At 62.8% G+C, this 13732-nt stretch carries 16 protein-coding genes; 5 read left to right on the plus strand and 11 right to left on the minus strand.

What is annotated here, in order from left to right:
• Positions 1-52: 52 nt before the first annotated feature.
• The 11 genes from AAGW23_RS19540 to AAGW23_RS19590 form a co-directional block, all read right to left on the minus strand.
• Positions 53-1546: a nitrite reductase gene (locus AAGW23_RS19540; protein WP_342407954.1), complete on the minus strand. Its 1494-nt coding sequence runs from the start codon at positions 1544-1546 to the stop codon at positions 53-55.
• Positions 1537-2382, minus strand: coding sequence for a uroporphyrinogen-III C-methyltransferase (cobA, locus tag AAGW23_RS19545; protein WP_342407955.1), 846 nt, complete (start codon positions 2380-2382; stop codon positions 1537-1539). The genes AAGW23_RS19540 and cobA overlap by 10 nt, the downstream gene beginning before the upstream one ends.
• Before the next feature lie 65 nt (positions 2383-2447).
• Positions 2448-3635 (minus strand): heme d1 biosynthesis radical SAM protein NirJ, encoded by a 1188-nt coding sequence (nirJ, locus tag AAGW23_RS19550; protein ID WP_342407956.1) that lies wholly within the window; start codon positions 3633-3635, stop codon positions 2448-2450.
• A 363-nt stretch (positions 3636-3998) separates the two neighbouring features.
• The gene (locus AAGW23_RS19555) at positions 3999-4511 is read right to left on the minus strand and encodes a nitrite reductase (protein WP_342407957.1); all 513 of its coding nucleotides are present in this window, start codon (positions 4509-4511) and stop codon (positions 3999-4001) included.
• Positions 4486-4929, minus strand: coding sequence for an Lrp/AsnC family transcriptional regulator (locus tag AAGW23_RS19560; RefSeq protein ID WP_342407958.1), 444 nt, complete (start codon positions 4927-4929; stop codon positions 4486-4488). Before AAGW23_RS19560 ends, AAGW23_RS19555 begins: the two co-directional genes overlap by 26 nt.
• Positions 4922-5437, minus strand: coding sequence for an AsnC family protein (locus tag AAGW23_RS19565; protein WP_342407959.1), 516 nt, complete (start codon positions 5435-5437; stop codon positions 4922-4924). Before AAGW23_RS19565 ends, AAGW23_RS19560 begins: the two co-directional genes overlap by 8 nt.
• Positions 5434-5892 (minus strand): Lrp/AsnC family transcriptional regulator, encoded by a 459-nt coding sequence (locus tag AAGW23_RS19570; RefSeq protein WP_342407960.1) that lies wholly within the window; start codon positions 5890-5892, stop codon positions 5434-5436. The genes AAGW23_RS19565 and AAGW23_RS19570 overlap by 4 nt, the downstream gene beginning before the upstream one ends.
• Position 5893: 1 nt before the next feature.
• Positions 5894-7072, minus strand: coding sequence for a cytochrome D1 domain-containing protein (locus tag AAGW23_RS19575; protein ID WP_342407961.1), 1179 nt, complete (start codon positions 7070-7072; stop codon positions 5894-5896).
• Positions 7069-7410 (minus strand): cytochrome c, encoded by a 342-nt coding sequence (locus AAGW23_RS19580; protein WP_342407962.1) that lies wholly within the window; start codon positions 7408-7410, stop codon positions 7069-7071. The genes AAGW23_RS19575 and AAGW23_RS19580 overlap by 4 nt, the downstream gene beginning before the upstream one ends.
• Positions 7411-7426: 16 nt before the next feature.
• Positions 7427-7741: a c-type cytochrome gene (locus AAGW23_RS19585; protein ID WP_102835543.1), complete on the minus strand. Its 315-nt coding sequence runs from the start codon at positions 7739-7741 to the stop codon at positions 7427-7429.
• A 51-nt stretch (positions 7742-7792) separates the two neighbouring features.
• Positions 7793-9502, minus strand: coding sequence for a cytochrome D1 domain-containing protein (locus tag AAGW23_RS19590; protein ID WP_425540841.1), 1710 nt, complete (start codon positions 9500-9502; stop codon positions 7793-7795).
• A 354-nt stretch (positions 9503-9856) separates the two neighbouring features.
• On the opposite strand from AAGW23_RS19590, the gene AAGW23_RS19595 reads away from it, so the two are divergent.
• The 5 genes from AAGW23_RS19595 (at position 9857) to AAGW23_RS19615 (ending at position 13653) form a co-directional block, all read left to right on the plus strand.
• Positions 9857-10663 carry a CbbQ/NirQ/NorQ/GpvN family protein gene (locus tag AAGW23_RS19595; RefSeq protein WP_342407963.1) on the plus strand — a complete coding sequence of 269 codons (807 nt, stop codon included), beginning with the start codon at positions 9857-9859 and terminating at the stop codon, positions 10661-10663.
• Positions 10647-11231 (plus strand): cytochrome c oxidase subunit 3, encoded by a 585-nt coding sequence (locus AAGW23_RS19600; protein ID WP_342407964.1) that lies wholly within the window; start codon positions 10647-10649, stop codon positions 11229-11231. The genes AAGW23_RS19595 and AAGW23_RS19600 overlap by 17 nt, the downstream gene beginning before the upstream one ends.
• A 10-nt stretch (positions 11232-11241) precedes the next feature.
• Positions 11242-11493 carry a cytochrome C oxidase subunit IV family protein gene (locus AAGW23_RS19605; RefSeq protein ID WP_342407965.1) on the plus strand — a complete coding sequence of 84 codons (252 nt, stop codon included), beginning with the start codon at positions 11242-11244 and terminating at the stop codon, positions 11491-11493.
• Between the two features lie 288 nt (positions 11494-11781).
• Positions 11782-12222 (plus strand): cytochrome c, encoded by a 441-nt coding sequence (locus AAGW23_RS19610; protein WP_342407966.1) that lies wholly within the window; start codon positions 11782-11784, stop codon positions 12220-12222.
• A gap of 3 nt (positions 12223-12225) precedes the next feature.
• Complete coding sequence (locus AAGW23_RS19615; protein ID WP_342407967.1) at positions 12226-13653, plus strand: cbb3-type cytochrome c oxidase subunit I; 1428 nt, start codon at positions 12226-12228, stop codon at positions 13651-13653.
• The last annotated feature ends 79 nt before the right edge of the window (positions 13654-13732 follow it).

Raw genomic sequence — 13732 nt, forward strand, 5'->3', positions numbered from 1 at the left:
CGGCATCCGACAACTGCTGAAACCAACTGCTTTCTCTTGCTCGAACCTGCTGTCAGTGCGAGGTCCCTTCGGCAAACTCGATCTTGTTGCCGACGTTGTATTTGCCGGACGGCTTGTTCATCGGGATGCGCTTGATCTCCTCCAGGGTCTTGGCGTCATAGACGATCAAGGCGCCATCGGTGTCCCAAACGCTGAGGAGGGCGTAGCGGCCATCATTGGTGAATTCGACGTGTGCAGCATTTTTGCCCGGCATCGGCCGTAACGTATGCGCAACCTCCAGAGTCTGCTTGTCGATCAGGTGCACGGCATCGTTGTTCGGGCCGAAGAAGACGTCGGTCCAGGCATAGGGCGAGTTCAGGTGACTGCGCATGAAGAACCCCGGCCCTTCGGTAGGGATTTCCTTGATCAGTTTCCAGCTCTGCAGATCGAGCACGGAGATCAGCCCCTTGCTCACGTTAGGCGTCGCGAAAACCCAGTCGCTGCCGCGTTTCCAGTAGATGCCCGAGCCCAGGTGCGGCATGCCCGGCAGCGGGATGTCAGTGACCGCCTTGCCGGTGTCCAGATTGATGACCTGCCCGCCGAGCGCTTTGCGCGAGGTGGCCAGCAGGTAGCGGTAATCGGGAGTGAACGAAAAATCGTCAAGGAAGTCGGCCGCCTCGATGCGGCGCGGCTGGAAGTCCGGCTCGTCGGCGTAGGACAGTTCCCAGGCTTCCTTCACATCTTTCAATGCCACCACGAAGCTGTCACGTGGTGGGGCGGTGTAAACGGCGCTGACCCGCGATTGGGTGCCGTCGGCAGCGACGGCAGGAATATGTTTGACCAGCGACAGGTCGCGCGCATCCAGCAACACCAGATTGCCCGGCAGGTAATTGCCCACCAGTACCCAGCGGCCGTCGTTGCTGACGGCCAGGTTGCGGGTGTTCAGCCCGGCACGGACCTCGGCGACCATGGTCAGGTTGTGCAGGTCGTAGACACTGATCCAGCCGTCCCGCGAGGCGAAGTAGACGAAGCGGCCATCCGGCGAGAATTTCGGCCCGCCATGCAGGGCGAAGTGCGAAGGGAAATTGGCCAGCTCCTCGAAGCGATCACCGTCCAGCACGCGCACGTGATGGTTGCCGGCCTCGACCACCACAAACAGGTTCAGCGGATCGGCGCCGTGCTGCGGTGTGCTCGGCAGCGCGTCGACGTCAGTGAGAATGCGGTGGCTGGCGCGGATGTCGTCGTCGCTCCAGGTCGGTGGTGTGGCGGCCGGCTGGTAGAGGTAGCTGACCAGCCCGTCGATCTGGGCGCTGCTCAGGCGGTCGCCGAACGCCGCCATCTGGCTGGCCGGACGCCCGTCGTGGATCACCGCGCGCGCCTCATCGGGTTTGATTCGGCTGAGGCTCTCGGGCAGCAGTGCCGGCCCGGCGCCGCCGAGGCGGTTGACGCCATGGCAGCTCTGGCAGTGTTGTTCATAGAGCACGCCAGCCTGATCCAGCGATACGACTTCGGGTGCGGCCTGAACGGCGCCGCAGAGCATGAGCAGGGCGAAGGGAATCAGTCGCATAGCGCCTCCAGAACGGCGGGTTCAGGATTGTGCTCAGCACAGAGACGCGCCGGAAATTCCAGGGAATGATTCGCGAACAGGCCGACCACTTCACCAATCACAGTGAGCGTCGGTGGCTTCAATTGTTGTTCCTGTGCCATCGACGGCAGCTGTTTCAGCGTGCAGCGCACCACGCGTTGATCGGCTCGGGTGCCGTTGCCGATCAAGGCGGCGGGGGTGTCGACCGGCAAGCCAGCGGCGATCAGATTACGCGAGATTTCGCCAAGGCTGGCCAGGCCCATGTAGAACACCAGGGTCTGCTTGCCCTCGACCAGGCTGCTCCAGGGCAGCTGCAGCGCGCCGTCTTCCTGCAGGTGACCGGTGATGAACTGGCAGGAATGCGCCAGGTCGCGGTGGGTCAGCGGAATTCCGGCGTAGGCGCTGCACCCGGCAGCCGCGGTCACCCCTGGCACCACCTGACCATTGATGCCATGCGCCAGCAGGTATTCGAGTTCTTCCGCGCCGCGGCCGAAGATGAACGGATCGCCGCCCTTGAGGCGCACCACGCGCAGGTTCTGCTGCGCCAGATCGACCAGCAGCTGGTTGATCTGTGGCTGCGGCAGGCTGTGGTAGCCGCTGGTCTTGCCGACGTAGTGGCGGGCGCAGCGGGCCGGCAAGAGTTTCATCAGATCGTCGCTGACCAGGCGGTCGTAGACCACCGCGTCGGCCTGCTGCAGCAGGCTCCAGGCGCGCAGGGTGAGCAGGCCCGGATCGCCGGGGCCGGCGCCGACGAGGGCGACTTCGCCAGGGGCCAGCGTGGCGCCGAGTGCTGCGGGGAGAATGGTTGGCTGATCCATGCGAACTCCTGAAAATCTCATCGGACGGCGGTAGGTCTCGGGCGGCCTCGGGGCCGCGCTCGGTATCAAAGGGCGATGCTGGGGATGCGCTGCGGTTGCGGCAGGCCGATCTCCTGGTCACTGAGGTAGCAGCCAGGGTCTTCGCCCCAGAGGTTGCCCTCGGCCCAGGCGCGGGTACGGGTGTTGCCGTTGCAGATCGACAGCCAGCGGCAATCGGCGCACCGGCCTGTCACGGCACGTGGGTGCTGGCGCAGCTCGGTGAGCAGCGGCTCGGGCTGGTCCAGCCATAGCTCGCGAAACGACTGTCGGCGCACATTGCCGACGGTGTGTTGCCACCAGTAGGTATCGGGATGCACATCGCCGATGTTGTCGATGTTGGCGATGCCGCTGCCCGACGCGTTGCCGCCCCAGGCGCGCAGCATCCGCTCCAGGCGCTCGCGGTGCTCGGGCAGGCGGGCCTCGACCCACTGCAGCAGGAGCACCGCGTCGGCGTCGTTGTTGCCGCTGACGAAATCGGTCTCGCGGCCGTGCTGCACGTCGTCCCAAGCCTGCTCGAACAGCTGGTACATGGCGTCGCGGGTCATCTGGTGATGCGCATCGGCCTGGCGGCTGCGGCTGCGTTTGCCGCGGCCGCTGTAGTTGAGGTGTGAAAGGTAGAACTTCTGTACATCGTGTTCGCGCATCAGCGCCAGCAGGGCCGGCAGCTGCGGGTAGTTGTTCTGGGTCAGGGTGGTGCGCAGGCCGACGCGAATGCCGTGCCCGCGGCACAGGTCGATGGCGTGCATGGACGCGGCAAAGCTGCCTTTGAGCTGGCGCCAGTCGTCATGCACCGCTTCCAGGCCGTCGATGCTGATGCCGACGTAGTCATACTTCGCGGCGGCGATCTGCTCGATGTTGTGTTCGTCGATCAGCGTGCCATTGGTCGACAGTGCAACGAAGAAGCCGCGCTGGCGCGCGTACTCGGACAGCTCGAAGATGTCGTCGCGCAGCAGCGGTTCGCCGCCGGAAAGGATCAGTACGCGGACGCCGGCTTCGTGCAGATCGTCGATGACCTTGAGGGCTTCGGTGGTGTCCAGCTCGTCGCGAAATACGCTATCGGCAGAGGTGGCGTAGCAGTGCTTGCAGGTCAGGTTACAGCGCCGCAGCAGGTTCCAGATCACCACCGGCGGCCGTGCACCACCGGTGCTGCGTGCGCCCAGTACCGGCATGGCGGGCCGGGCGAGGGCACGCAGGTAATGGCTGATTCTCAACATGTGCTTTCTCCTGCCGCATCACGCTTGGTTGCGCGGTCTGTGGATGCAGCATCCCCGAGCGACACTCGCCAATCCTTGACTGGAAACAATAAAAGCCATGGTCCTGGCAGGGGCATGCACCGCTTGTTCGAAAGCGAGCTGTTTCTGGCTGTCTTCACAAAGCAAACGTCTGCTCATCAACCGCGGTAGAGGCCAGAAAGCCGTCCCCAGGAACCTCAATGATGCGCAGATGAGCATTACCGATACTGTCGTGAGTCCGGGCATTTCGTAGGGTGGGCTTCAGCCCACCAGCACAGCACATGGTGACGGTGGGCTGAAGCGGAACGCCGCCCGGCCCACCCTACAGGGGCACGCGTGTCGGCCCTAGCGACGACTGGTGACACGCAGCCCTGTTTTCTTGAGGATGCGGCTGCTGACCAGCATTTCGTCGGTGCGGCAGGCGCTGCCGAGCAGCTGACGGATCTCGGCGCGATAGGCGTCGATCTCCTCGGCACTGCGTCCATGCACCATGGCAAACAGGTTGTAGTGCCAACCTTCCTGGCGCGGGCGACGGTAGCAATGGCTGACGAAGGGTTGCGCGCCGATCAGCGGACCAAGGCGGGCAATTTCGGCATCGTCCACGTCCCAGACGGTCATGCCGTTGTGTCGGTAACCGAGGCGGTAATGGTTGGGCACGGCGGCGATGCGGCGGATCGCGCCCTCGGCCTGCAGCTGCTGCAGGAGCTCCAGGGTGGCGTCGACACTGATCTCCAATCGCTCGGCCAGCCAGCCCCAGGGATCCTCGACCAGCGGCAGCCCGCCCTCGGTGAGCGCAACCAGGCGTTTGGCCAGCTCGGCCCGCTCGGACGAGTCAAACCGCGAAGTGCAGGCCGACATGGTAAGTCTCCTCCTTGGGCAGGTTGAGGACCAGCAAGCTGGTCTGCGCTTCGATCCGCGCAAGGGCGTCGGCGATGCCCTGCGGGGTGGCACAGCCAAGCACGAACCACATGTTCCAGGCATGCTCGCGGCGGTAGTTGTGCGCTACTTCAGGCATCGCCGCCAGCAGTTCGGCGACCTGGTCGAAACGTTCTTCGGGCACCGACAGTGCAGCGAGGGTGAAGGCGCCGCCCAGTCGTTCGATGTCGAACATCGGCCCGAAGCGGGTCAGAGTGCCATCGTCGAGCAGGGCCTGGACGCGCTCGCGCAGCGTCTGTGGTTCCGTACCCAGCTCTTCTGCCAGTGACTGCCACGGATGCCGCACCAGCGGCAGGCCATGCTGAAGACGGTTGATCAGGCGGCGGTCCAGCTCATCCATGGGCGCGCTCCAGCACGGGGGGCGGGGCGTAGCGGCCGCCACACTGCTTGAAGGCGCGTGTGCTAAACAGCAGTTGATGCGGTACATCAGTGAGCCCGTGCTCGGCGAGCATCTTGTCGATCAGGCGGCACACTTGCTCACGCTCACGGCCGTGCACCATGCAGAACAGGTTGTACGGCCAGTCGGGCAGGCGCCGCGGGCGCTGGTAGCACAGGTTCACGCCTGCGGCCTGGCCAAGTTTGCGGCCGACCTCATCGACCAGCTCGTCAGGAATATTCATCACCAGCATGGCGTTGGCGCGAAAGCCCAGGGCGCGGTGCTTGATGACCAGCCCCATGCGGCGAAACAGCCCGCTTTCGCTCCAGCGGCGGACCTGATCAAGTACTGCCTCCTCGCTGGCGCCGATGCGTTCGGCCAGCACCTGATAGGGCCGTGCGGCCAGCGGCAGGCCGGCTTCGAGCAGGCGTCGCAGCTGAAGTGCCTGCAAATCGTTGAGGCGTGACGTCATGGCGTATCTCCAATCGGAAAGCCGAGGTCGATGCGGTAGGCCGCCTGCATGGGCAGGTCGAGGGGGACAAGCCCGGTTTGCGCTTCGATTGCGGCTAAAAGCGCATCGATGTGCTGACGATCCGGCCCGGTGAGTACGAACCAGAGGTTGTAGCGGTGCTCACGCAGGTAGTTGTGATTGACCTCGGGGTAGCGGTTGATCAGTTCCGCAATCTGTTCGAGCTGTGCTTCCGGCACGGCCAGCGCCACCAGGGTGCTGGCACCCGCGCGGCTGTGTTCGAACACCGGGCCGATGCGCGAGAGGCCGCCGCCGCTTTCCAGGTGTTCAAGGCAGGCCAGTACCTGGTCTTCGCTGCATTCGAGCGCATCGGCCATGGCGCGGTAGGGTTCGGCGCACAGCGGCATGCCGTGCTGGAAGCGGTCGATCAGGCGGCGGCTGAGGGCATCGATATGCATGTCACAACCCCGTCTCGTGCGCGCGGCTGGTGAAGAAGATGCCGCTCGGACTGTCGGCCGGCAGGCGCTTGAGCAGCTTCAGCGTGTAAGGGTCCCAGACCTGCACCTCGTTGCCGTCGCGTACCGACAGCCAGAGCTGGTCGCCGCGGGCGGTGAATTCCATGTGCAGTACGGCGGGGCCGGGTTCCAGCTGAGCGATGATCTCGTGGGTCTCGCTGTCGATAACTTGGACCTTGCCGTTGTCGGGGTGGGCAAAGTTGACCCAGATCTGCCGGGCGTCCGGGCGTGCCATGACAAACACCGGCTGGCCGGCGACATCGATGGCGTCGGTCTGCTTCCAGCTTTGCGAATCCATCACCAAGACCTGGTGATGGCCGATGGCGGGGACAAAGGTCTGATTGCCGGCGACCGTCCAGCCTTCCAGATGCGGCATCTTGTAGACCGGCAGTTTCTCCTCACCGCGGCCGTAACCGTCGATGATCCGCTCTACACCACGGTCGGGGTGCCAGAGGTCAATCTTGGCCATGCCGTCCTCGCCGAACAGACCGGCAATGTAGTAGCGACCATCGGGTGTCAGCAGACCGTCGTAGGGCTGCTTGCCGATGTTCTCGAAACGGGTGATCTCGGGGCTGTTGCCTTGGCTGAAGTCCAGCAGCCAGGTTTCATGGGTGTCGAACAGGCTGTAGATGAAGCGGCGGCCGGGGGCGTCGATGACGCCGACCACACGCGAGTTGCGGCTGCCATCGGCCAGCGGCGTGGCGGGAATATCGGCCACCAGCTCAAGGGTGTCGGCGTCGAAGACCTTGACGCCGCCGGGTTCGTAATTGCCGACGGCAATCAGCTTGCCGTCCTGACTGATGGCACCGCCGATGCTGTTGCCACCCTGGATGACGCGTTTGTCAATGCGCTGGCGCAGCAGGTCGACCTTGGTCAGACCACCGTCACGGCCAAAGACATAGGCGAAGCGTTCATCGCGGGAAAACACCACCGAGGCGTGGGACAGATCACCCAAGCCTTCGACGCGCGCCAGCCGTGTCTGGCCGCTGCTTTCGATGATCTGCAGGGCGCCGGTGGCGCGCTCCACCACCACGCCCATGTCACCGGTGCCGCGCAGCGGTTGCCCGGCACAGGCACTGAGCAGCAGGCTGGCAGCGGCCAGCAACAGGGTAGGACGCATCATGGCTTTGGGTATCCTTTGCGCAGTAGGTCAACCAGCCAGGCGATGTCCTGATCGTCGAGCAGGGCATTCCAGCCGGGCATGGCGGTGCCGGGCCGTCCGTGGGTCACGGTGGCAATCAGAGCGTCGCGGGGTTTGTCGGCGATGGCGTCGCGGGTCAGTGCCGGGCCAAGGCCACCGGTCATACGCAGGCCGTGGCAGGAGCCGCAGTCCTGCACCAGCAGGTGTTCGAGCTGAGCCTGGCGAGCGGCTGTAAGCGTATCGGCCAGGGCAGCGGAAAAGGGGAGGAGGGACACCAGAGTGAGCCCCAAACCGAATACTGCGTGTCGGGACCTGATCATGATGCCCTCCTGGGTGTTACTTGAGGCTCAGAACCCACTCAGCGAGGGTTTTGGCTTCTTCTTCGGTGACGGGGTTTGGCGGCATCGGGATCGGACCCCAGTTACCCTGAGTGCCGTTCTTGATGTGGCCTGCGAGCAGATCGGCAGCGCCATCCTGACCGGCGTATTTGGCGGCGACTTCTTTCAGAGCCGGGCCGACCATTTTGGCGTCGATGCTGTGGCAGGCCGCGCAGGGCTTGCTCTTGAACAGCGCTTCACCGTCCTGAGCCACGGCGGGCTGCAGGACCATCGCGCCGCCGAGGGCGAGCAGTGGGATGAGAACTTTTTTCATGAGTTACTTCCTCAAGGCTAGAGGGGGATCTTGGCGTCCCCCCCGGTTTACTCAGTACACGTCGTGCTGAGTGTTATGGACGTTAAATTTACCGGTTGGGGTAATCAACCTTTTGTCCTTGATCACCTTTTTCAGCTTTAACGTCTTGTCATCGACCACGACGATAGCTGATTGCTCGTCCTGGCCACTCCAGACGGAGAACCAGACCTCGTCGCCCGCTTCGTTGTACTCCGGTTGCACGACGCGCTTGGCACCGTCTGTCACTCCGGCCCATTCGGCGATTGGCAACACGGTGAAGCCTGCGCCCAGATCGTCGATTTTAAAGACGGCTGCCGACTGGCTGATCTTGGCGTCCGGGTTGAAGGTGGTGTCCAGGTAGATGTGGTTGGACTTCGGATGGGTCTTGATGAACAGGGAACCACCGCCTTGACCCTTGAGCGTCTCGACCACTTTCCAGGCCTGATCGGGATGCTTGTCCGGGTCAGTGCCGATCAGCGAAATGGTTTCATCGCCCAGGTGGCTGGTTGCCCAGACCGGGCCGAATTTCGGATGGACAAAGTTGGCGCCGCGACCTGGGTGCGGGATTTTGCCCACATCGACCAGTGCCGCCATCTTGCGCTCTTTCGAGTCGATTACCGCCACCTTGTTCGAGTTGTTCGCCGCCGTCATGAAGTAGCGATGGCTGACGTCCCAGCCGCCGTCATGCAGGAACGGCGCGGTGCCGATCATGGTGGTGGTGAGGTTGTCGATGTCCTCATAGTTGACCAGCAGCACCTTGCCGGTTTCCTTGACGTTGACGATGAACTCCGGGTGCTCGTGGGAGGCGATGATCGCCGCCACGCGCGGTTCCGGATGGTATTCCTGGGTGCCCACGGTCATGCCGCGGGTGGAGACGATCTGCAGCGGCTCGAGGGTTTCGCCGTCCATGATGGTGTATTGCGGCGGCCAGTAGTCGCCAGCAATCACGTACTTGTCTTCGTAGCCCTCGAACTTGGAGGTTTCGACCGAGCGAGCCTCGATGCCGACCTTGATTTCGGCGACCTTGAGCGGCTCCTTGGCCCAGAGGTCGATCATGTCGATCTTGGCATCGCGACCGATCACAAACAGGTAACGGCCGGAGGCGGACATGCGCGAGATGTGCACCGCATAGCCGGTGTCGATGGTCTTGATGATTTCTTTGCTCTTGCCGTCGATCAGCGCAATCTTGCCGTCGTCACGCAGGGTGACCGAGAACAGGTTGGGCAGATCCAGCTTGTTCATCTGCTTCTTTGGTCGGTCTTCTGGCTTGACCAGCACCTTCCAGGAATTCTTCATCTCGACCATCCCCCACTCTGGCGGGGTCGGCGGAGTGTGCTGGATGTACTTGGCCATCAGCGTGATTTCGTCTTTGCTCAGCGCGTTGGAGGTGCCCCAGTTGGGCATGCCGGCGGGGGAGCCGTAAGTGATCAGCGCCTCGAGATAGGCCTGTCCACGCTCCTGGGTAATGTCCGGGGTCAGTGCCTTGCCGGTGGCGCCCTTGCGCAGTACACCGTGGCAGCCGGCGCAACGCTGGAAATAGATCTCTTTGGCCTGCTCGAATTCAGCGGCGTTCAGGTCTGGAGCACCGGGCGAATGGACCACCTGGGCGCTGGCCGGATCGATAGCGGAGGCTTGGCCCTTGTAGGCGGCATCGGCGTTTTCTGGATTCATCTCAGCCTGGGCAACTGCCAGGCCGAGCAGTGAAAAGCCGGCAATGATGCCCGCCAGTATGGGTTTGCTCATAGTGATCTCCTCTGACCGCTTCGTGCGGTTCCTGCTAGTAACGGCGATGTGGCAGTTCCCGGGTCTTGCTGTGTGCGCTTGCATCCTATGGTGGGCTTTGCACGAAAGCGCTTGATGGCAATCAAGAGTCGATCCGGGATGGGTCAGGCGTGACGTCGTGTCGCGGGGAGCGCAAGAAAGCCGAACCTGGCGAGAAAAAGCGCAGTCAGAACGGGCCGTTCGGAGGCGTGCGGTCGTCCATTTCGAGTCGGGCTTGACCGTAATCAAGCTTCGCCGCGGGTTGGCTTGAGAGGGAGCGGTGCGGCGTTTAGCGTGGCAGTGGACAAATCCAACCGCTGCAGTGAGGTATTGCCAATGAGCGCGCCCGAAAATGTTGTCGGCTTGACGACTGCCCCGTTCTATCAGTCGCTAGGCAACGAAGAGGTGCTCTTCGAACAGGCCTGGCGGCACGGCATGCCGGTGCTGATCAAGGGGCCGACCGGCTGCGGCAAGACCCGATTCGTGCAGCACATGGCGCATCGGCTGAACCTGCCGCTGTACACCGTGGCCTGCCACGATGATCTGAGCGCCGCGGATCTGGTAGGGCGGCATTTGATCGGCACCCAGGGCACCTGGTGGCAAGACGGCCCGCTGACCCGCGCCGTGCGTGAAGGCGGTATCTGCTACCTGGACGAAGTGGTGGAGGCACGGCAGGACACCGCCGTGGTGCTTCACCCACTGGCGGACGACCGCCGCGAACTGTTCATCGAACGTACCGGCGAGGCTTTGAAAGCGCCGCCGGGCTTCATGCTGGTGGTGAGCTACAACCCGGGTTACCAGAACCTGCTCAAGGGCATGAAGCCGAGCACCCGGCAGCGTTTCGTCGCCATGCGTTTCGACTATCCGCCGGCAGCCGAGGAGGCGCGCATCGTTGCCAACGAGGCGCAGGTCGATGCCGCGCTAGCGGCGCAGGTGGTCAAGCTTGGGCAGGCGTTGCGCCGGCTCGAACAGCACGATCTGGAAGAAGTTGCCTCGACCCGCCTGCTGATCTTCACCGCCCGGATGATCCGCTCCGGCATGCACCCGCGCGAGGCCTGCATGGCGTGCCTGGCCGAGCCGCTGTCGGATGACCCGCAGACCGTTGCGGCGCTGATGGATGTTGTCGATGTCCATTTCGGTTGATCGGACCAGTCTGTCTCGGCGATTGCCCGGTGATCTGGCGATGTGGTTCTTCATCCTCGCCGAGTTGACCGTCTTCGCCATCCTGATCCTGGCATTCGCGGTGACTCAAGTGCTCCATCCAGCGTTGTTTCGTGAAAGCCGTGCGGCGCTGGACAGCTCGATCGGACTGGCACTGACCCTCAGCCTGCTGACCTCCGGTCTGCTGGCCGCCCTGGCCGTGGAGCAGGTGCGCCTGGCGCGGCCGCAGCGCGGGGCATTGCTATTGTTCGGCGCGCTGCTGATCTCCTGTGTCTACGTAGTGCTCAAGCTCAACGAGTACGGCCATCTGTCATCGCTCGGGCTCGGCCTCGAGCACAACACTTTCTTCACCCTGTACTGGATCCTGACCGGCTTTCACTTCCTGCATGTGTTGCTGGGGCTGGTCATCCTCGGCTGGATGGCCGAACGCTGTCGTCGGCGCGCCAACAGTGCGCAGGACTGCGCGGGGCTGGAGTCGGGGGTGCTCTACTGGCACATGGTGGATATGGTCTGGGTGTTGCTGTTCCCGCTGGTCTACGTCATCAACTGAGGAGACCGTGATGTCCGCTTCAAAGGTGCTGATCGGGTGTTGGCTGGCGCTGGCCGTTCTGTCCACGGCCACCGTATTGCTGGGCAACGCCGGCTCGACGTTGTTGCTCGCCGGCGCCGTGCTGGCTGTCGCGCTGGTCAAGGCCTGGGTGATTACCGAAGGCTTTATGGAGCTGCGTCATGCGCCGCGCCTCTGGCGCCTGCTGCTGCTCGGCTGGCCAATGGCAATGGCTGGCGGCATCTTGCTGGCGATGAGCCTGTGACGCTGCGCAAGCCCACGAACTGCCCCTGCTGGCAGCTATCGTCGGCGCTCGCCCGGCTTGATTCTCGCCGACTTCATAGTCGCGCTTGAAGCCCTTCTGCACGACCTGTTTTCTGCCTGCCGTTCTAATCAAAACCTCGCAACAAGTGGCCCGATACCCGATCAGCCGCCGGCGGCTATCGGCCCGGAAAGACCCAGTACCACGTTCAGGTTTTTCTTGATTGCCATCAAGCAGGTTTCGATAGCTCCCTTCTTAAACTGGCCACGCCAACGCCATGAGGAGGCGACCATGTCCGAGACCTTTACCAAGGGAATGGCCAGAAACATCTACTTCGGAGGAAGCGTGTTCTTCCTCCTGGTATTTCTGGGCCTGACCTATCACACAGAGCAGACCTTTCCAGAGCGATCCAACGAGTCGGAAATCTCCGAAGCAGTGGTGCGAGGCAAAGCGGTCTGGGAAAACAACAACTGCATCGGCTGCCACAGCCTGCTCGGAGAGGGTGCCTACTTCGCGCCGGAACTGGGCAACGTATTCGTCCGTCGCGGTGAGGATGCGGCCTTCAAGCCCTTCCTGCAGGCGTGGATGAAAGCTCAGCCGCTGGGCGTGCCCGGACGCAGGTCGATGCCCCAGTTCAATCTGAGCGAGCAGGAAGTCGACGATATGGCCGAATTCCTCAAGTGGACCTCGAAGATCGATACCAATAACTGGCCGCCAAACAAGGAGGGCTGAGAGATGAGCATCATGAATCCGCATCTCAAATTCCAATCGCAGGCCGTCGCCAAACCCTACTTCGTGTTTGCGCTGATGCTCTTTGTCGGACAGATCCTGTTCGGGCTGATCATGGGCCTACAGTACGTCGTCGGTGACTTCCTGTTTCCGCTGCTGCCCTTCAACGTGGCCCGGATGGTTCATACCAACCTGCTGATCGTCTGGCTGCTGTTCGGCTTCATGGGCGCGGCTTACTACCTCATCCCCGAGGAAGCAGACCGCGAGTTGCACAGCCCGAAACTGGCCATCATCCTGTTCTGGGTGTTCGCCGCCGCCGGCGTGCTGACCATTCTCGGCTACCTCTTCGTGCCATACGCCGGTCTTGCCGAGCTGACGCACAACGAGCTGCTGCCGACTATGGGTCGGGAGTTCCTGGAACAACCGACGATCACCAAGATCGGCATCGTGGTGGTGGCTCTGGGCTTCCTCTACAACGTGGGTATGACCCTGCTCAAAGGCCGCAAAACCGCCATCAGCATGGTCATGATGACGGGGCTGATCGGCCTGGCCGTGTTCTTCCTGTTCTCCTTCTACAATCCTGAAAACCTGGCACGCGACAAGTACTACTGGTGGTTCGTGGTGCACCTGTGGGTGGAAGGCGTGTGGGAGTTGATCATGGGTTCGATGCTGGCCTTCGTCCTGATAAAGATCACCGGCGTCGACCGTGAAGTGATCGAGAAGTGGCTCTACGTGATCATCGCCATGGCCCTGATCACCGGCATCATTGGCACCGGTCACCACTTCTTCTGGATCGGTGCGCCTGAGGTCTGGTTGTGGCTGGGTTCGATCTTCTCTGCCCTTGAACCGCTGCCGTTCTTCGCCATGGTGCTGTTCTCGCTGAACATGGTGAACCGTCGCCGTCGTCAGCATCCGAACAAGGCCGCTTCACTCTGGGCTATCGGCACGACCGTCACCGCGTTCCTCGGGGCTGGCGTGTGGGGCTTCCTGCATACCCTGGCACCGGTCAACTACTACACCCACGGTTCGCAGATCACCGCTGCCCACGGCCATCTGGCGTTCTACGGTGCCTACGCCATGATCGTCATGACCATGATCAGCTACGCCATGCCGCGCTTGCGGGGCCTGGGTGAAGCACCGGATGCACGGGCTCAACGCATCGAAATCTGGGGCTTCTGGCTGATGACCCTGTCGATGGTGGCGATCACCCTGTTCCTTACCGCTGCTGGCGTGGTTCAGGTCTGGTTGCAGCGTATCCCGGCTGATGGCGCGGCAATGTCGTTCATGAACACTGCTGACCAACTGGCCGTGTTCTTCTGGCTGCGGCTGATTGCTGGGGTGTTTTTCCTCATCGGGCTGGTGCTCTACCTCTGCAGCTTCAGGCAGCGTGGGCGGATAACCGCTGATGTGCCCGCGGCTGCGGTTGCGGCCTGAGGCAAGGCATCGATGTAACTGACGGCCCGGCTGACACAGCGGGCCGTTGCTGTTTTCAAACCGCTACGGAGCGATCGTC

The organism is Stutzerimonas chloritidismutans (assembly GCF_038562055.1).
Lineage (GTDB): Bacteria > Pseudomonadota > Gammaproteobacteria > Pseudomonadales > Pseudomonadaceae > Stutzerimonas > Stutzerimonas chloritidismutans_A.